Origin of the sequence: Paenisporosarcina antarctica (assembly GCF_004367585.1) — a bacterium.
Taxonomy (GTDB): Bacteria; Bacillota; Bacilli; order Bacillales_A; family Planococcaceae; genus Paenisporosarcina; species Paenisporosarcina antarctica.
Window position 1 is genome coordinate 3,450,352 of the sequence record NZ_CP038015.1, and the last position, 17,995, is coordinate 3,468,346.

Sequence of the window (17,995 nt, forward strand, 5' to 3'; positions counted from 1 at the left end):
ACTCTTCTCCCTTTCTTGTATTAACGCTCTTCACCACTTGTCATCAGTAAGTTGCCGCTCCCATCGAAAATCCATGCACTATAATCTAATCACGTTATGTTCATTAATTAATAGTTGAACCCGTTGCTGATAATCTTTACGTTCATGCCTGCCATAACCGATGTAGTCTCCCTCACTCTCACCATGACCTCTTGCATTTGGCTTCATTACATCAAACACTTGTTCACGATAGAACTTGGTAATACCTACCACTCTTGTCTTACTTAATAGAACTACCCTCTAATCTCTTTAATGCTTTTTCCACCTAAAAATGCGTGTCCTTTTTTTAGCGTCTCTACTGTTTGAAAGCCGTATTTTTGATACACTTTTTCGATATTTTCATTAATAGGAAACACCCAAAGGTTTTCTAATTCTAGTTTTACCGCTTCATTTTGAATATAATGGATCAAATCACCAATCAGACCTCTACCTCTATACGCTTCTAATGTAGCGACACTCTCCATACGGGCTTGTTTTTCAGTAATAAAGAGACAAGCCGTTGCACAGGCCATCCCATTAAATCGGAGCAAATAGTGAATAAAACTTGAATGTTTAAATTCGTGTTCAAAGGCTTTTTCCCTTATTTCTTTACCACCGAATTCTTTAATACTGCATTCAATAGCTAGTGCTTCTGAATAATTGTCATCCGTTACAACTTCAATTGTAACTCCTTCACGCTGCTCTTGTTCCAGTATCTTTTTATCCCACAATTGAACGGGAGAAGTCAATTCTTCGAAACCAAATTGATTTTGCTTTAATTTTGAAATAAGCTCTTGTTGGGCATCTACATTGTATATATAAAATCTTGGAAGTATATTACTTGCTTCATAGAAGCTAACCACTTCATCAATGATAGTTTGATGATTAGGATTAGGATCATAAATATAGGCATGATTAGCATCATAATAATCAGGCTGACTTTCATTGCAAAACAACGAACCCCAAGTAGTATCCTTACGTGTTGAAAAGGTTTCCAAATAGGCAAAATCTAAAAGAAAAATATCGTGTATATTCATGATTATATCCTCCCTCCACAGATCAAAGTTGTTTATTACTAGTCATACTTCTTGCTAGTTTTCTTTTTGAAATAATCTTTTTCTTCTATCTAAAAGTATATACAACAATAATCAAAATATCTTCTGTAAAATCCCTAACTAATCCTGCAAGATATTAAATTTTAATGGGTAATTGAAACTTGGTACGATATGTTTCATCCATAAGTCGCGAATTATTGGTCTGAATGTTATAAGTAATCGAACTAAATATTGTACTCTTCTAACCATTCAAGAATTTTTTTCTTGGAATAGTCAATCTCAAAGCTGTACCAACTTTCTTCTAATGTTGTCTTTAAAATTCAAGATTGATTTTCTCTCATTTAGTATTTTACGCAACTCATCTCTAACGACTGGCTCTTGTCCTTTTGTGAAAGAGACCATGATTTCATATGCTTTGGAAGAAGAAATTTGAGGAATCACAATTCGTCCATCTCCGCTTCATCTGTCAATTCTGGAACATCAAGTAGGATCTCGCCTGTTAAACGATGTCTTTGCAAGGGTGAATCAGAAACGCCGGATTAAGACCCTGACAGTGAGCGGTGAATAGTTTCAGGCGTATTGCTTTCTGCGAAAAGAAAAGCGGACATTCATAATGGACAATGTACTTTCAGGAATCCCCGTCATTCACAAAAGAGCGCATGATCGTCTGACTTCAATCCCTCTTTCGAAATATGATAGACTGAAAGAAATGAATTTTGGAGTGTGAATCATGAGACTGACCGTTTATCTTGCAGGAGAAATTCACAGTACTTGGCGCGAAGAAATCAAACAGAAAGTCCTGGCACTCAATCTGCCGGTCGATTTTATCGGTCCGATGGAAAATCATGACCGTTCAGACAATATCGGAGAAGAGATTCTAGGGGAACAAACCAGTGCTGTATTTAAAGATGCTGCCGCTTCAAGCTTCAATAATCTGCGGACCAGTGTATTGATGCATAAAGCTGATCTGGTTATCGCCTTGTTCGGCGAGCAATACAAACAATGGAATACAGCAATGGATGCAAGTACTGCAATTGCTGGCGGCAAGCCTGTCATCATCATCCGTCCGGAGAAATTGCATCACCCACTGAAGGAGCTTTCCGCTAAAGCCAGTGCCACAGTCGAAACTTCCGACCAGGCCATCAAAGCGCTGTCCTATATTTTTGAATAGAATTTTCGAGTGGATGTAAAAAGGAGAAAGATGCTGTTTCCACAGCATCTTTCTCCTTTTTTTGTTTGTTCAGATGAGCATCCTTCAATGAGAGTACTGCATCTCTTAGACGCGACATTTCTCATTTCGTTCACTATATAATTTCATAATTATTCCCCTATATGTTTAACCACTGTCCTTGAGACTGCTAAATTTTATGAGTTTCGACATTTCCCAGGAAATATGTCGAAACTTACGTATTTAGACTACTTGGTGAGAGTTACTTTCAATTGAGAAACGTTATTGCTTATACCGGTAAGTTAATTTGGTAACCAACTACTAAAAATCGAGAATTTTATTTATATATTATCACGGCTCGTCTCTAGTATTACTGCAACAGATATGTGTAATTTCAATTCATTGCATAAGTAATGCGACATTATCTAGCTGACTAACAATTTCTGGCCAATCCGCTCTTACATTCGCCCTACCCTTTTTTTGGATGTATCCATAGAATTCATCCGATTAATTAATAAGTTCCGAAAGAAGCAATTAGCGTGTATAGCGTAGATTAATTCTTATTTGATTTGCCCTGAACCGAACAATTGTAGGGATACCTTGACGATACCAATCGCGTAATCTAGATGACTCGTTAAATCTATTTAAATTGCCATCCGCACCCTAATAGAGTGGATATTATCATGCTTAGAACATACTCTTATGTTAAAATAATTCGCGTTCAATATACCAATTGTAAAAAGATTCTGCCGAGGCTGGAGCACATAAAAAATAACCTTGTGCAATGTCGCACTCCAAGTCCACCAATTTATTCCATACTCCCTTTTGTTCAATGCCTTCTGCTACCACTCGAAGTCCTAAGTTATGCGCTAAATTAATAATGGTACGAACTATTATTTCATTATTCTTATCTTCAGTCATATCCATGACGAAGGATTTATCCACTTTTATTTCATCTACTGACAGGTTCTTCAAATAGGCCAATGAAGAATATCCGGTACCAAAATCATCAATCGATAATTTAATACCCATTGAAGAAAGATGCTTCAGGGTCTCCATCGCCCGAACTGGATCACTCATGATGAGGCTTTCGGTTATTTCTAAAGTTAGTGTTTTGGGATCTATATTGTATTTATACAATATCCTCTGCACATTATCCGGCAGATGGAAGTCCTGCAAATCGGAAGCAGATAAGTTAACGGAAATATGTAAGTTTAATCCCTCTTCACACCATTTTTTGCTTTGATGCAAAGCCTTTTCCAATACCCATAATGTTAGCTTCTTCATTAATCCATTTTGCTCAGCCATAGGAATAAATATATCGGGTGGAATGTAACCTTGAAGTGGATGAATCCACCTTGATAGTACTTCTACTCCCACAACTTTTTTCGTTTTCATATCCATTTGTGGTTGATAATAGAGTATTAGTTTATCGTGTACTAAAGTATCCCTTAAGTCACTGAGCAGACTTAACTGTTCTATCGTGTGAGTATCAAGATCAGTTGAAAAAATAGAATACTCTCTATCTGTTCGTTTTGCTGTATACATCGCAATGTCTGCCCTTTTCATTAAAGTTTCCACGTTTTCGCCATGATCCGGGAAAAAAACAATTCCCTGACTTAAGCGAATTGATAATATATGATTGTTTAGAATGAAGGGCTGTTCAATGGCACTAATAATCTTGTTGGCCATTTCTAGTGTTTGTTCCTGTGAAGTCATAGGTAAGAACACAACAAACTCATCACCACCCAAACGAGCTACAGTATCAGTTACTCTGACTAAATCGGATAGTCTACTCCCAACCTCCTTGAGCATTAAATCTCCATAATGGTGACCCAATGTATCATTGATGGTCTTGAAGTGATCCAAATCGATTAAAATTAATGAAAGAGGATTCCGTTCATTTTTTGCCAATAATATCCCTTGCTCTAATCTATCGTACAACAAAATTCGATTTGGTAGAGAAGTTAATGAATCATGAAGTGCTTGATGCTCTAATGCTTCCCTTTGCTGTTTGAGTTCACTTATGTCTCGTACTGTACACGCATAAATCACATGATCTTCAAGATGTACCATCCCCAACTGGATCTCAGCTGGAAAAATACTTTCATCATTACGTAAACCTGTTACTTCAAATCGTTTATCCACTTCATGACCAAACTCTTCAGCGAGTAATAAATCTGGAATTAACTTCCTTAATTTTTCACCTATAAGTTCTGACTCTTCATAGCCAAACATTCGCTTTACTGCAGGATTGACCGTGAGAATATCAAAAGTTTCATTATACGTAATAATCGTGTCCATGGATGTGTCGCGGACAATTTTAGCCAAAGCTTCTGTTCTTCTTAATTGTAATGTAATGTCAGAAAGCTCTTGATTGGACTTTTCTAGATCATGTGTTTTTTCAAGCACTAGAGCCGTTTGTGCTTCGAGTCCTTTATTGTTTTGGTTAATAAAAGAAAAGCCTTCGATTTTTGAATTTAGTACATCTGGTTTAAATATGTAGTCAATCGCTCCGACAAAGTAACCCGTATCTACATTTTCTGGCATGCTAATCACTGTTTTAAAAATAATCGGGTTATCCTTGGTTTTCTTTCTCGATTTTATTATCTGTGCTGTTTCAAAACCATTTAAGCCTGGCATTTGTACATCCAATAAAATGACGGCAAACTCATTCTTCAACAAGCACTTTAATGACTCTTCTCCTGAATATGCTCGAATCAAGTTGTAGTTCATATCACCCAACACTGCTTCTAAAGCAAGCAGGTTTTCTGGTAGGTCATCTACTAGTAAAACATTTACTTTTTCATTATTCCTTTGCATAGTAGCCCTCCTCACTATTAAATAGACTCTCGGCGCATTCGCCGTTCTTTGGAGATCAAGGGTCCTAACGATGTTCTCGGAGTTTGAACCTTTTATGACTTCCTTAAACGTTTATGGGGCTCGGATGAACTTAATGTAAAGCCATTCATTAAACCAAAACGTTAGAATAAGAAAAAGGAGAAAAGCAGCGCCTAGGAATCCGGGCACTAACAAAAAGTTAGTCAATCGAGCACTTCGATATGGTTCAAAATAAAAACAATCACAAATCCTTGAGGTATCTGCGGAATTAGGGCTGGCTATGGGGACCCAAATGCCCTTGGTATTGTTGGAGATGGTACACCAGTGGAGACATCCAGATACCCACCGATTGTCAGTATTAACTATTATGACTTAGGTGTGTTTCCTTGTTTATCGGAAGTTTTCAATCCAATTCTTTTGTTGATCTTGCTTATAGAAGATATGTCTCTCACATTTCACGCAATTAATAATGGGGGCATCTTCTTTTTTATAGGCTTTGAAGTATTGCGCTTTACTTAAATTATGACACGAAAAACAGAACTTTTGAGTCTCGGGTAACAACGATTCTGCTACAATCCTTTTGATTTCAATATCCCTGTGCGTTCGGGTAGAAATTATTAACTCGTCTATTGTTTTGAGTGAGTGACGTAACATCAAAATCTCGTTTTCCATTTCGCGCATTTTGGCACACATCACATTATCAATGTTTGTCTTATCTTTTTCTTCTTCTATAAACCTCAAATCCAGTAAATTATTGTAAGAGAGGTGGTATACCTTAGAAAGCTTTTTCAGCATATGTAAAGAAGGGTTACGTACATCTTGTTCATAATAAGAAATTAGGGATGGGTGTGATTGGGATTTTTCACCTGCTATTTTTAAAGTCCACCCCAATTCTCTACGCCTTTTTTTTAACACATTTGCTAGTTGTTTTGACATTTCTAATATGCCTTTCCATGTTTGTAAGGGCGGGTTTCATTCACTAACATTTTTTCGGAAATCGCTAGTTCCAGGTCGATATTCAGTAAATCGGATAAATCAAAGACACGAATACAAACATCTGCAAGTTCTTCCACGAAATTTTCTTTATCCCCTTTGCAATCAGCTTCTAATGCTTCACTATGCACCTGCGCCAACATCGTGCCAATCTCATATATTTCATCATGCCACTCTTTAGTAATAGCTATTTCATTTGCCTCTTTCATGTAAAATGGAATGGTTTCCCCTTGATACTCAACATTCTTGTTTAACTCGGCTATTACTTCTTTTGTTGTCTGTCCCATATTTATTTTCCCTCCTAGTGGGGTTTTGCATGAGTTCATCTAAGTAGTTTTCATATTCAGTAGACGTTGTTGGTTCTTCAAGTTTGTGTGTTGCTAGTATGTTATGTAAAATCGTATCGTCTACATTATCGAATCCATCTAATTGCGAAAAGTTTTCGCTATATAAAAATAATTTTTTAAATTGTTCATGTCACAATCTACTCCAATATTCACTTTTATGCATGCATAGACGTAGCTGGCATTCCAGTGGATTTCACTTAGACACTGATAGGAAGAACATTCGCTCCGGCTAAACCTACAAAAGTTGCGTCTACCCTGTTCGCTATTGTTTCCGCTACACCGTTAACCCCTACGTACAATCCCTTTGTTATAGCGATTACCACAAAATTGTTTGGTGCAACTACCGTAGCTTTTTGAGCTACAGATTTGGTTACTTTGGATTGTTACTCTAGGTATCCAAATAATCGATTTCATCATGCAAGGGCTTGTTGGGTTAATCTAATGACCCGCATTTACGGCCTCCAACGGGACACCTTGGGCACGATTGATAACTATAAATCTCAAAACCGACAAAAGTGTAGGTCCCCACTAGCTTGTGGAACCAAGAATGTGAAACTCTGTGTTCGAAAGCGAAATATGGCCCTACATTCAATACGTTAAAAAAAGATAAAAATACGTAAAAATGCGACATATCTCACGTGTAGTCATCTTTTATTTAATTTCATCTAAGACGCTTTTTAGAGTGTTTCCCAATTTTTATCCAATAAGTATTATCATGTACTTCAAAATAAAATCGTATATTTATTAGTTTGAATGGCGTCCAAATTTCTTTAAAATAATAATAAGGCATAATAACCTCCCCCTTCCAAACAACCTCTATATTAGGAGGGATTTAAAATATATTTAATATTCCTTTAACGTCTCATACCCATTTACTAATAGTAATTACTAGCATATCTATTTTGGCCACTTCATTAGCGTTGTGTGAATTTAGTTTGAAGATTCAATTTATTTATTGTATTTTTTCGAAAAGGGAAACACTCTAATAAAGGTGAGCTGACTTGCGGATCCACACATAGTGTGGTTTCCAAATTGCTACCCTTAGCCATCGGTATATTTGAAGAATCATTGTCCGGCTCTTTGTTTCGAGTTGATGTTTACATGGTGTTTTTGACCATTTGAAAAATAGTTCGATTGCCCATCTTAATTTATACATCTTAGAAATTTCATCAGAAGTTAAATCAAATCGATTTGTATCCAATCGTAAAAGATTGCCTTTAGAATCTTTTACTTCTATCACTGATGTCACCTGTTCTTCAAATAAAGAAAAATTTATATTTAACAAATGAGTTATCTAGTGTATTCTTATCCATGAGTTAGTTCTTTTTAATGGATTTGGATGGGAAAACCACCTGTCTTTCTTTTATAAAGGACTTTTTCTATGGAATTATTGAATGTTTTGAAAATTATTAATAATACAAAATTATCAACACCACTTTAGTGGTAGCACTTATAATATATATAGTTCTAAAAAACTAGTCTAGATGAAGAATTACACTTTCGAACTAGTAATTTCGGGATTTTAGTCACAAAACACCCATTTTATTGTGACTTAAGTAATGAATGTGATAAAATAAATAGTATTAAAAAAGTCATTCTACGTGAGGACATAATGAATTTACAAATTAAAAAAGCAATAAATATATTCACTACTATCTTCGTAATAGGAGCAACTGTTTTCTTATTGCTCCATACGACTAAGTTTTCTCTTGAACTATGCTTGCTATCCTTCACTTATATCTTTGTTTTCGTGATTCGAGATTTTATTTTAAAAATCGATTTACACCGAATTACAGGCATCCTGTTTTTATTCTTTCAATTAGCATTGGCTTTGGTCATCTTTGTATGGTCGGGAAGCTTTTTTGCACAAATTTTTGTCTTAATTCTTATAGGAGAATTCACCTTGCGTCATTCTAGAAATCTCTCTATTATCTTTACCATAGTGAGCTATACTTTCAGTCTTCTAAGCCTAATGATATACAACAATTTTCCGCCATTTGAACAAATATACGCTCTCTTACCCAGAGTCATAGAATACTTTGCTATTTTCGGGATTAGTCACCTTGCACAAATTGCTTTTCATCAAAAAAATCAGCTGGCTAGTGACCATGCACTATTGCAAAGCGCCTCGATTGAATTGGAGAAAAAATCAATATTGCAAGAGCGAACTAGAATATCCCGTGAAATTCATGACTCGGTTGGGCATACGCTAACATCAGCGATAGTTGGATTGCAATGTGCATCACATGCTATAGAAAAAAAAAATTATTCCCTTGCTAAAGATATGATTGGAAGAACGAAAGCACATATTAACAGCGGTTTGGATGACGTGCGAAGTTCCGTACATTTGTTGCGCGAAAACGTCCTAGGTCCCCAGTTCATACCAGAGCTTATTAAACTAATTGATGAAACAAAGAAGCAAACCAACGTGGAAATTGCATGCGAAGTAGACACAACGATATCTAATCTATCTTCATTAATCGAGATCACACTCTATCGTGCACTACAAGAGGGCCTTACCAATGGAATTCGGCACGGTTCTAGTACCTATTTCCACTTCTCATTGACTCAACATTCTGATTACATAGAATTTACATTATTTAATAATGGTAAATCCCCAATCCAAATAGTTCATGGCTTTGGTCTAAAAACCATGAAAGAAAGAGTAACTGATGTAGGCGGGAAGTTGTCAATTTCAAACAAATTTTCTGCCAACGGTGTTACATTGAAGATAAAAATACCTATTCAGGCAAAATCTACTGGACAGGAGTGAGTGAATTGTCTAAATCAACCATTCTTATTGCTGACGATCAGCCCTTAATTCGTGACGGTTTAGCAGCTATTTTAAGCATGGAGAAAGAATATATCATAGTCGCAAAAACGGGCGATGGTTTGGAAACGATAAAGCAAGTACAAGTGCATCGCCCTCAGCTTGTTTTGATGGATATTCAAATGCCGAATTTAAATGGTTTGAAAGCAACAAAGATAATTAAAACTAAATTTCCTGATACGAAGGTATTGATATTGACGACCTTTGAAGATGAAGATTACATATGGGAAGCGATATCTCATGGAGCTAGCGGCTTTTTAGTAAAGGGGGATGACACGGAAAAAATACTTTCTACTGTCAAGGAATGCTTAGATGGCAGGATAAATTACCCCTCAAGTATTCAGTTACGTCTTGCACAGGCACTCCTGACAACTGAACTTAATGAAAAGCAATCGTCGAAGGATATGATTACAAATCATTTTGATGATGAAAAGTTGAATAGCTTGTCCATACAAGAACGAGACATTGTAAGGAAATTAAAACAAGGGAAGTCTAATCAAACTATTGCTTCTGAATTGTATTTATCTACTGGTACCATAAAAAATTATCTTAGTATTATTTATAAAAAGCTGCAGGTTTCAAGTCGGTCTAAAGTAGTCGCATACCTCTACGAAAATGATCTTTAATGGGTCTGTGTCCCTTCCATATAGATAAAGTGCAGAGAACGTGGGAAAGATATTGACAAGGAGGATTCACACTCGACAATATAGTAGGATATCCCCCTATCATTGATTTACTTTGTAATACTCTTTATTTTTTATGATATTTCATAAAATCAATATTAAGTTAAATCATAGCGATAGGTAACCGTGCTGCTCTTTCCACTAGGCGGAGCATGAATAATTTCATATGAAAATAATTTCAAGCTTGACATTGCTCCGCAAACTGAGGGATAACTGTTTTTCAGATTCATTGCCAAATGGATGTCACGAGCACATATATCTCCTGTCTTTTCTCCTGCCGCTTTTTCTGCTAGAAGAATCTCGGTAATAACAGCTCGGATGTCCTCTGTTCTATTAGAGCTGCTCGAGGAATTTTTAATGTTAAGTGGCCTAACTGATTCTTTAACTCGGAATTCGCTTGAAAAATGGATTAAGCGTTCGATCATGGGAATATCCTTTTTGACGGATAAAATTTCAGCTACTTTCCAAAAATACATATCGATTGTTTTCATTGGAGTGTATGTTAAATCATCAGTTGATGTTTCTTCAATAAAACTAGAAAATTCTTCTTGATGCTGATCATAAAACGTTTGCAACTGATTAAATGAACGTTGGTTAAACTGACCTGACACCCCGTGAAGTCTTGCTGCTTCTCTAAAAAATCTGTCATACGCTGGAACTACACCATACACCCCTAATAGAATTTTTGAAGTCAATGTATCTGTAATTTCAAGATGAGTTGATTCTTCTTCCTTTGTTTCATGCATTAATGGTTGATAAACAGCCCTTGTATCAGAAATTAATTGATTCAATAATTCTTGATCTTGCTGATTATTGTAATTTAATACCGTACCATCAAAGAAAGATCGATACTTTTCTTTCTTCACGACATGTTCAATGAATTCCTTATGTATTAAATAATCCCTTTGCAGTAAAAAGGAATTTCGCAACATTCCCCAGCTCGCTAAATAGAATGCAAGGTGTAAACAAGCATGCTCCACAACTTTTGGTTTATCTAAATCATGGTGAATCTCTTTAAAAAACTTATAACAATGTTCCCAGGACTTGAATCGATGATTGTCAAACTTTATCGTTTCATTGTGGTATGCGAACAACACTTCTTTAATCATGACTTCACCCCTAAATTATGTATTTATATCTAAGTATTCGACAATGTTATATGATTTCCCTTTATTTTCCTTAGGGAAGTTATATGGATAAATAAGTTTCTCTAATTGGTTGGGTACAATGATGAATTGGCATTGCTCTTTTATAAGTTAAAACTCCATTTATTGGATATTGTGGTAAATTAATTGTACAAAAGATGGTTCCCTTCTAACAGAGATGTCACTTTTTTATTGTTCTACTCAGTATAGAATGATTAGCATCTGGTCTGATCAGAAATAACACTAGATCATTCACGGAACTATCTTCAGAACAATCCATTGTACTTGAACCTCTTCTACAAATAAAGTTGGAATTTCTTTAACGCGACGAGCCTTAATTTAAAAAGCCTGCTGAAGTCGATACTTGCGACGAGGCAATCAAAGCGCTGTCCTTTATTTTTGAATAGAATTTTCGAGTGGATCTAAAATGGAGAAAAGATGGTCTTACCACAGCATCTTTTCTCCATTTTTTGTTTGTTCAGATGAGCAGCTTTCAATGAGGGACTGCATCCCTTGTACGCGACATTTCTCATTTCGTCCACTTTATAATTTCATAATTCTCCCCATATATGTTTAACCACAGTCCCTGAAGCTGCTAAATTTTTTGAGTTTAGACATTTCCCGGGAAATATGTCGAAACTTACGAATTTATACGACTTTGTTATTGCGTCGATTATTGAGAGTTACTTTCAATTGACTTTGCTTTTCCTTCTTTCTTTTAAGGCAATCTTACTAAGTCGCATTGCGATCTTCACACATGTCTTCATTCCAGAGCAGGTAATTACCACCGTCCTTGGGTCAAAACAAACACGAATGTTAAACTTTCATGTTTGTTTCTGTCCCTGAGACTCCTTTAACTCTTACCCCTTTTTAGAAATCACATTAAATGAGCTTAAGCTAATTTAGGAAGTTGTTTACGTATGACCATTGTATAATATACAGCTATGAATAAAACAAAAATAGCCATAAACAAATATAAGTTTGAATAGCCTAAAGCTCCTGCTACGATACCTAAAATGAACGAACCTAATGCAACTCCAGTATCGAAAAACGTGAAAAAGGTTGCTGTTGCGTAAGTACTTCGTTTATTTGGTGATGATTGAATGACAAGTGCTTGGAAACTAGGTAACAATGTACCATATCCTAAACCAATTAATCCACCAGCGATTAGTAGCATCGTTGGAGTACTCGTTATACTGAGGAGATATAAACCAACTGAATAAATAATGAGTGAAGGAATGATAACAATATTTGGTCCCATTGAATCAAACAGTCTTCCTGTTATAGGTCTAAACAAGATCATGATGGCAGCAAACGTAACAAAAAAGAAACTAGCGGCTTGGACCATACCTATTGACTGTGCATAAATTGAAATAAATGAAAGTATACTTGCATAGGAAAAAGAGACAAACATGCCAACCATTGAAATGGCTATTGCTCTTTTTTCAAATAGATCCGACCATGTAATTCTTCGTCTCTCACTACTACTACTACTACTACTAACTGGTACAACTTCATCTTTAACTTTAACTGCTAAACTACAAATCAAACCAATAACCCCGATAATTCCAAACAGTATGAAAATCATTGTGTAAGAAATCAACGGTTGTAATGTCAAGGCAATAAATGGACCTGCAACCAACGCTACATTCATTGATAATCCAAAATAACCAATTCCTTCTCCTCTACGTTCGGGAGGAACAAGGTCAACCACAATGGAAATGGTCACTGTCGTCGCAATACTAAACGAAATACCATGGATGAGTCGCAAGACAAGGAAAAGACTAATGTCATCTGTTAATGTATATGAAAATGTAGATAAGGCAAATGCGGTCATACTCAGGAGCAACATTCGCTTTTTACCAAACTTTTCTATAATCATTCCCGAAAAAGGTCTAACAATTATGACTGACAAAAAGAAAATCGTCGTGACGAGCCCTGCCTGTGCCACTGTGCCACTAGGTAGATCCAGAATATATAGAGGTAAAAGTGTGATGAACGCATAAAGTGCAACAAAAATAAAAAAGTTACTAACAGCGATATTAATAAAGTCTCTAGTCCAAATTGGCTTTTTATTAGTTGTCATGTTCAATACTCCCCCCGACTTTTTTTAGTAATCCGGAGAGTTGCTGAAGTTCAACTTCAGATAATGATGCTAACATTTTCTTCTCAACGATATCAACTCGAGATTTAATTTGCGGAATCAATACTTTCGCTTCATTAGTAAGATGAACAGTTCGCTCGCGCTTATCCTTTCCTGCTTGTCTCGTAATAAGTTTATGATCTTCTAATTTCACGAGCGTTCTTGTTATAGTAGGGGCTTCTACATGTAAATATCTCCAGAGTTCGGTTTGTGTCATGGAACCGAATTGATTAAGGCAAAAAAGAATCGACCACTGTGCACTATATAAGCCAAACTCTTTTAAAGTTTCGTTGACTTCTTTAATAGAAAGCCTCGATTTTTGATTTATTTCATGAAATATCAAATTAGTCATCTCTTCCCTACATTACTTACCTAGGTAAGTAATTATTCTTTCAGAAGTATATAGTCTATTCCTATTTTTGTAAAGAAAATTGGTTTATTGCTATTGTAGATGCAGCTAACCAACCCATTGTGGTGAAATCCTTTATTGCTGTTTAGCCCAGTTAACTAGTCTCATAATCGCTTTCAATAGAAGGTTAGAACGCTTTATAAGAAAGAAAAAAGAAAGAAAACAAAAGGCTGCCGAGATTGTATCTTCGGTAGCCTTGTTTAGTTATAGGAAGTTATTCTTCTTTGGTTACTACTTATAACCACCATCCACTGGTCAGCAACAAACGAGATCGTTTAAACTTTCATGTTTGTTTGTTTCTTTCCCTGGGACTGCTAAATCCGAAAAATATATACGTTTTTCTACTGATTTTATTTATATATTGAAATTATTTCATCATTTTCAACAGACAAATAAATTTTCTGAAGAGGATTAGGTAAAGTCCTCTTTAAATATATTTTTTCTATGTCATTTAATTTCTCTATTTCAATTATTATATTTTTTTGTTTTTCTATTAGATAGTTATTGGTTCTTAGCTTTATTTTAAATTCAGTAGAATAGGAGTTTAATTCAATGAAGAATTGTTTTTTGTTATCCTTAAATATCTCAAGTAAATCATCTGCAACTGAAATTGAATGGTCAATAATCATTGTTGAGTCACCAAATTGTTCCATTAATTACCCTCAAATACTTCCTTACCTCTAGATAAATATGGTGCATTGGATTTAACAAATCGCAAAATATCATTTGCATTATTTTAATTGATTATTTAATTATTTGAGTCTAATATTTATCCATTATTCAGAATCGAACTATTCACCTTTTTAACTGTGAATGGTAAGTCTGTAGTTATAAAACTTTCCATTGGGGTAATAGTTCCTATAAGGTCTCTCTCTACGTTTTCTATTAATTTTTTATTCTTAACTTTTTGAATTACCTTTTCTTCTACTAAATTATTTTTTTAGTGCTTTTCCCAATACAATCTGCCGATTTGCCAGTGGCTGATAGATGGCTGAGAAGGTTACCAATTAACTTAAAAAGACGTGTCCCAAAGTAAACTTTGGACACGCTTTCTTTCATTATTTCATTAAGACACTTTGTACCGTTTGTTTCCACCCACGATAATATTCTTTTCTTACTTCGTCTGACATCGTAGGTTGATACAATTTATTTTCTAGATTAAGCTTACTTATTTCATCGATTGAATCCCAGATTCCTACACCTAACCCAGCCAGGTAGACAGAACCCATTGACGATAATTCCGCAACGTTAGAAACGACAACATTTGTTGCTAACATATCTGATTGGAACTGCATCAGGAAGCTGTTTGCTGTTGCACCACCATCAACTCTTAACTCTTTCATGTTGATGTTTGACTCTGATTTCATGAGTTCGATTGCATCTTTTACTTGATAAGCTATACTTTCTAATGCCGCACGAACGAAGTGTGCTTTTCCTGTGTTTGTGCTGATTCCCATAATCGCTGCTCGTGCATACGAGTTCCAGTATGGTGCACCTAATCCAACAAAAGCAGGGACGAAATAAATTCCTTGATTATCTGAAATAGAACGAGCTAATGATTCAACCTCATTGACGTCGTTAATCAACTCTAGATTTTCCTTCAGCCACCTAATGGTATCACCTGTACTATGAATGATTCCTTCAAGTGCATAACTTATTTCACCATTTATCCCCCAGGCGATAGAGGTGACCAAACCATTCTCCGCCCGCACCAACTCTCCCGTGTGCATTAATACTGATGTACCTGTGCCATAGGTTGCTTTGGCCATGCCTTTTTCAAAACATTTTTGACCAAATAACGCGCCTTGTGAATCACCGATAACCCCTGAAATAGGCAGACCTGTAAATGGAAGGTCGGCATCTGCTAACACACCAAATTCATCATTTGAGCTTCTCACTTTAGGGAGCATAGGAGCTGGTATTCGGAATATTTCTAGTAATTCAGCGTCCCACTCAAGTGTATGAATATTATATAAAAGTGTCCTACTCGCATTCGTATAGTCTGTAGCATGGACCTTACCACCAGTTAGCTTCCAGATAAGCCAACTATCAATGGTTCCAAGTATGAGCTTACCTTCATTCGCACGTTCCCTCACACCTGGTATTGTGTCCATGATCCATTTAACTTTAGATGCTGAAAAATAAGGATCGAGCTTTAAACCAGTTTTTGATTTTATCGCATTTTCGTACCCTAAGAGCTTTAGCTCCTTACACAGATCAGCGGTTCTTCTGCATTGCCATACAATTGCATTATAGACAGGAACGCCTGTCTCTTTATCCCAAACAACGATGGTTTCCCTTTGGTTTGTAATTGCTAAAACACTCAACTCGCTCAGTGAAATCGAGGCTGATTCAACCACTTCTAATAATACTCTTTTAACATTCTCATAGATTTCAATCGGGTCATGCTCTACCCACCCTAGCTGCGGGTAATATTGCTTATGACTGACGGCCCTTTTATGTGTGATCGTTCCAGTTGTATTGACAAGAAGTGCCTTTGTTCCAGATGTACTTTGATCAATGGCAAGAATATATTCCGTTGTCGTCATCTTCGCACCTCTACTAGTTAGTTAACAGTTGTTCTGCTAGCTTTTTCACATTCTCTACACATAGTCCGTAATGTTTAAATACTTGAGCTGAAGTTCCTGTAATAGCTGGTTCATCTGGAATTCCCAAAATCTTCATCGGTACGGGATGATTTTGAACGACAACCTCTGCTACAGCAGCACCTAATCCACCATGGATGCTATGTTCTTCAATCGTAATAATTCTACCAGTTTCCTTTGCTGCTTTAATAATCGCCTCTTCATCCAAAGGTTTGATCGTATGAATATTAATAACACGACAGTGGATTCCAACTTGTTCTAATGCTTCAGCAGAGTCTAATGCGACACGAACGGTTTCTCCGCTTGCAATAATGGTAAGGTCATTCCCAGTCTTCATCGTAACGGCCTTCCCAATTTCAAATTCATAGTCTTCCGAAAGATACGAATCCTCTACTGGATTACGTCCAATTCGAACATATACAGGTTGATCAAATTCCACTAACGCCTCAATCATCTTTTTCGCTTCATGGCGATCTGCTGGCATCATGACATGCAGACCTGGAATCGCGCGCGTCACCGCTAAATCTTGGAGTGAGTGATGTGACATTCCAAGCGCGCCATAACTGACACCACCACTGATACCAATTAATTTCACATTTGTCTGTGAATAAGCAACATCCACCTTAATTTGTTCGATACTTCTCATACTTAAAAAACAGGCAGGTGATGCAATGAATGGCTTTTTCCCTGAGTGAGCTAAACCTGAAGCCATACCAACGATATTTTGTTCAGCAATTCCCACTTCAACGATTTGTTCAGGTAGTTCATTTCCAAATTGCACCATAGAAGCGGATCCTCTTGAATCACTAGTGAGAACTAAAATATCTCTATTTTTCTTTCCTAATTCTAACAATGTATCACTGATGACTTGACGGTTAGCAATCTTATTACTACGTGTAGGTTTTAAAGCGACATTCTTCATACTAAAACCTCCAGTTGTTTTGAAAGTTCATCTATTGCCAAATTAAACTGTTCTTCCGTAGGTACCTTATGATGCCAAGCCACTTGATTTTCAGAAAAAGAAATGCCTTTGCCCTTAACTGTGTTGGCAACAATCATCGTCGGCTTACCTGCAACTCTTGGCGTAGTTGAGAATACTTCCACCAACTGCTCAATATCATTTCCATCTACTTCGACAACTTCCCAGCCAAAGCTTCTCCACTTGTCTCCTAATGGTTCCAATCCCATAACGTCTTCGGTGCTTCCAGTAATTTGCAATCGATTACGGTCGATAATTGCAATAAGATTATCAAGCTTATACTGAGCGGCAGCCATGGCACCTTCCCATATAGAGCCTTCTGCTTGCTCTCCATCTCCCATTAATGTGTAAACTTTATATGACTTCCCGTCCAATTTAGCTGCTAAAGCCATACCAACAGAAATCGGCAGTCCATGTCCTAACGCACCCGTATTCATTTCAATACCAGGCACCTTATTATTAGGATGTCCGATGAGTCTTGATCCAAATTGCGAAAAAGTTTTTAATTCTTCCTTTGGGAAAAAGCCCTTATCAGCTAAAATTGACCACAAGGCTTCAACTGAATGTCCTTTACTTTGAACATAGCGATCACGATCGGCCCATTTTGGCTTACTTGGATCAATATTCATCACTTTATAGTACAAAACAGTTAAGATATCAGTACTCGATAATGAGCCACCAGTATGTCCTGTACGTGCTTCATAAATCATCGTTAATAGGTCCATCCGGATTTCGACGGCTTTTCTTTTTAGAAAAGTAATTTCTTCCATGAATGTAG

General features: G+C 36.4%; 16 protein-coding genes. 3 read left to right on the top strand and 13 right to left on the bottom strand.

Annotated features, from left to right (window positions below; translation table 11 throughout):
• Window positions 1–78: 78 nt before the first annotated feature.
• Both E2636_RS16435 and E2636_RS16440 read right to left on the bottom strand, forming a co-directional pair.
• Window positions 79–252, bottom strand: a complete 174-nt coding sequence (locus E2636_RS16435; protein WP_208324095.1) for a hypothetical protein — start codon at window positions 250–252, stop codon at window positions 79–81.
• Between the two features lie 20 nt (window positions 253–272).
• Entirely contained in the window at window positions 273–1,058 is a 786-nt protein-coding gene (locus E2636_RS16440; RefSeq protein ID WP_134211203.1) for a GNAT family N-acetyltransferase, read from the bottom strand.
• Window positions 1,059–1,803: 745 nt separating this feature from the next.
• On the opposite strand from E2636_RS16440, the gene E2636_RS16450 reads away from it, so the two are divergent.
• Window positions 1,804–2,244, top strand: a complete 441-nt coding sequence (locus E2636_RS16450; protein WP_134211205.1) for a YtoQ family protein — start codon at window positions 1,804–1,806, stop codon at window positions 2,242–2,244.
• A gap of 702 nt (window positions 2,245–2,946) precedes the next feature.
• Here E2636_RS16450 and E2636_RS16455 read toward each other — a convergent pair.
• From E2636_RS16455 to E2636_RS16470, 4 genes are all read right to left on the bottom strand, one after another.
• The gene (locus tag E2636_RS16455) at window positions 2,947–5,064 is read right to left on the bottom strand and encodes a two-component system response regulator (protein WP_134211208.1); all 2,118 of its coding nucleotides are present in this window, start codon (window positions 5,062–5,064) and stop codon (window positions 2,947–2,949) included.
• A gap of 408 nt (window positions 5,065–5,472) precedes the next feature.
• Window positions 5,473–6,018, bottom strand: a complete 546-nt coding sequence (locus E2636_RS16460; RefSeq protein WP_134211210.1) for a helix-turn-helix domain-containing protein — start codon at window positions 6,016–6,018, stop codon at window positions 5,473–5,475.
• 2 nt (window positions 6,019–6,020) lie between these two features.
• The gene (locus E2636_RS16465; protein WP_208324097.1) at window positions 6,021–6,362 is read right to left on the bottom strand and encodes a nucleoside triphosphate pyrophosphohydrolase family protein; all 342 of its coding nucleotides are present in this window, start codon (window positions 6,360–6,362) and stop codon (window positions 6,021–6,023) included.
• A 1,042-nt stretch (window positions 6,363–7,404) separates the two neighbouring features.
• Window positions 7,405–7,671, bottom strand: coding sequence for a transposase (locus E2636_RS16470; RefSeq protein ID WP_407670298.1), 267 nt, complete (start codon window positions 7,669–7,671; stop codon window positions 7,405–7,407).
• 363 nt (window positions 7,672–8,034) lie between these two features.
• On the opposite strand from E2636_RS16470, the gene E2636_RS16475 reads away from it, so the two are divergent.
• Window positions 8,035–9,195: a sensor histidine kinase gene (locus E2636_RS16475; RefSeq protein ID WP_134211211.1), complete on the top strand. Its 1,161-nt coding sequence runs from the start codon at window positions 8,035–8,037 to the stop codon at window positions 9,193–9,195.
• A 5-nt stretch (window positions 9,196–9,200) separates the two neighbouring features.
• Entirely contained in the window at window positions 9,201–9,878 is a 678-nt protein-coding gene (locus E2636_RS16480; RefSeq protein WP_134211213.1) for a response regulator transcription factor, read from the top strand.
• 155 nt (window positions 9,879–10,033) lie between these two features.
• Here E2636_RS16480 and E2636_RS16485 read toward each other — a convergent pair whose 3' ends face one another.
• The 7 genes from E2636_RS16485 to E2636_RS16515 form a co-directional block, all read right to left on the bottom strand.
• The gene (locus tag E2636_RS16485) at window positions 10,034–11,044 is read right to left on the bottom strand and encodes a hypothetical protein (RefSeq protein ID WP_134211215.1); all 1,011 of its coding nucleotides are present in this window, start codon (window positions 11,042–11,044) and stop codon (window positions 10,034–10,036) included.
• Window positions 11,045–11,972: 928 nt separating this feature from the next.
• Entirely contained in the window at window positions 11,973–13,166 is a 1,194-nt protein-coding gene (locus E2636_RS16490; protein ID WP_134211217.1) for an MFS transporter, read from the bottom strand.
• Entirely contained in the window at window positions 13,156–13,575 is a 420-nt protein-coding gene (locus tag E2636_RS16495; protein ID WP_134211219.1) for a MarR family winged helix-turn-helix transcriptional regulator, read from the bottom strand. Before E2636_RS16495 ends, E2636_RS16490 begins: the two co-directional genes overlap by 11 nt.
• 407 nt (window positions 13,576–13,982) lie before the next feature.
• On the bottom strand, window positions 13,983–14,285 hold the full coding sequence (locus E2636_RS16500) for a hypothetical protein (RefSeq protein WP_134211221.1): 303 nt from the start codon (window positions 14,283–14,285) through the stop codon (window positions 13,983–13,985).
• 405 nt (window positions 14,286–14,690) lie between these two features.
• A complete protein-coding gene (glpK, locus tag E2636_RS16505) occupies window positions 14,691–16,181 on the bottom strand; it encodes a glycerol kinase GlpK (protein WP_134211223.1) in 1,491 nt (496 codons plus the stop codon).
• Between the two features lie 13 nt (window positions 16,182–16,194).
• Window positions 16,195–17,160 carry a transketolase family protein gene (locus tag E2636_RS16510; RefSeq protein WP_134211225.1) on the bottom strand — a complete coding sequence of 322 codons (966 nt, stop codon included), beginning with the start codon at window positions 17,158–17,160 and terminating at the stop codon, window positions 16,195–16,197.
• On the bottom strand, window positions 17,157–17,987 hold the full coding sequence (locus E2636_RS16515) for a transketolase (RefSeq protein ID WP_134211227.1): 831 nt from the start codon (window positions 17,985–17,987) through the stop codon (window positions 17,157–17,159). Before E2636_RS16515 ends, E2636_RS16510 begins: the two co-directional genes overlap by 4 nt.
• Window positions 17,988–17,995 lie beyond the last annotated feature (8 nt).

Excerpts from the sequence above, each read along its gene's own strand:
- E2636_RS16485 (WP_134211215.1), bottom strand. The coding sequence starts at position 11,044 with ATGATTAAAGAAGTGTTGTTCGCATACCACAATGAAACGATAAAGTTT.
- E2636_RS16510 (WP_134211225.1), bottom strand. The coding sequence starts at position 17,160 with ATGAAGAATGTCGCTTTAAAACCTACACGTAGTAATAAGATTGCTAAC.
- E2636_RS16515 (WP_134211227.1), bottom strand. The coding sequence starts at position 17,987 with ATGGAAGAAATTACTTTTCTAAAAAGAAAAGCCGTCGAAATCCGGATG.
- E2636_RS16490 (WP_134211217.1), bottom strand. The coding sequence starts at position 13,166 with ATGACAACTAATAAAAAGCCAATTTGGACTAGAGACTTTATTAATATC.
- E2636_RS16450 (WP_134211205.1), top strand. The coding sequence starts at position 1,804 with ATGAGACTGACCGTTTATCTTGCAGGAGAAATTCACAGTACTTGGCGC.
- E2636_RS16500 (WP_134211221.1), bottom strand. The coding sequence starts at position 14,285 with ATGGAACAATTTGGTGACTCAACAATGATTATTGACCATTCAATTTCA.
- E2636_RS16465 (WP_208324097.1), bottom strand. The coding sequence starts at position 6,362 with ATGGGACAGACAACAAAAGAAGTAATAGCCGAGTTAAACAAGAATGTT.
- E2636_RS16495 (WP_134211219.1), bottom strand. The coding sequence starts at position 13,575 with ATGACTAATTTGATATTTCATGAAATAAATCAAAAATCGAGGCTTTCT.
- E2636_RS16455 (WP_134211208.1), bottom strand. The coding sequence starts at position 5,064 with ATGCAAAGGAATAATGAAAAAGTAAATGTTTTACTAGTAGATGACCTA.
- E2636_RS16460 (WP_134211210.1), bottom strand. The coding sequence starts at position 6,018 with ATGTCAAAACAACTAGCAAATGTGTTAAAAAAAAGGCGTAGAGAATTG.
- glpK (WP_134211223.1), bottom strand. The coding sequence starts at position 16,181 with ATGACGACAACGGAATATATTCTTGCCATTGATCAAAGTACATCTGGA.
- E2636_RS16475 (WP_134211211.1), top strand. The coding sequence starts at position 8,035 with ATGAATTTACAAATTAAAAAAGCAATAAATATATTCACTACTATCTTC.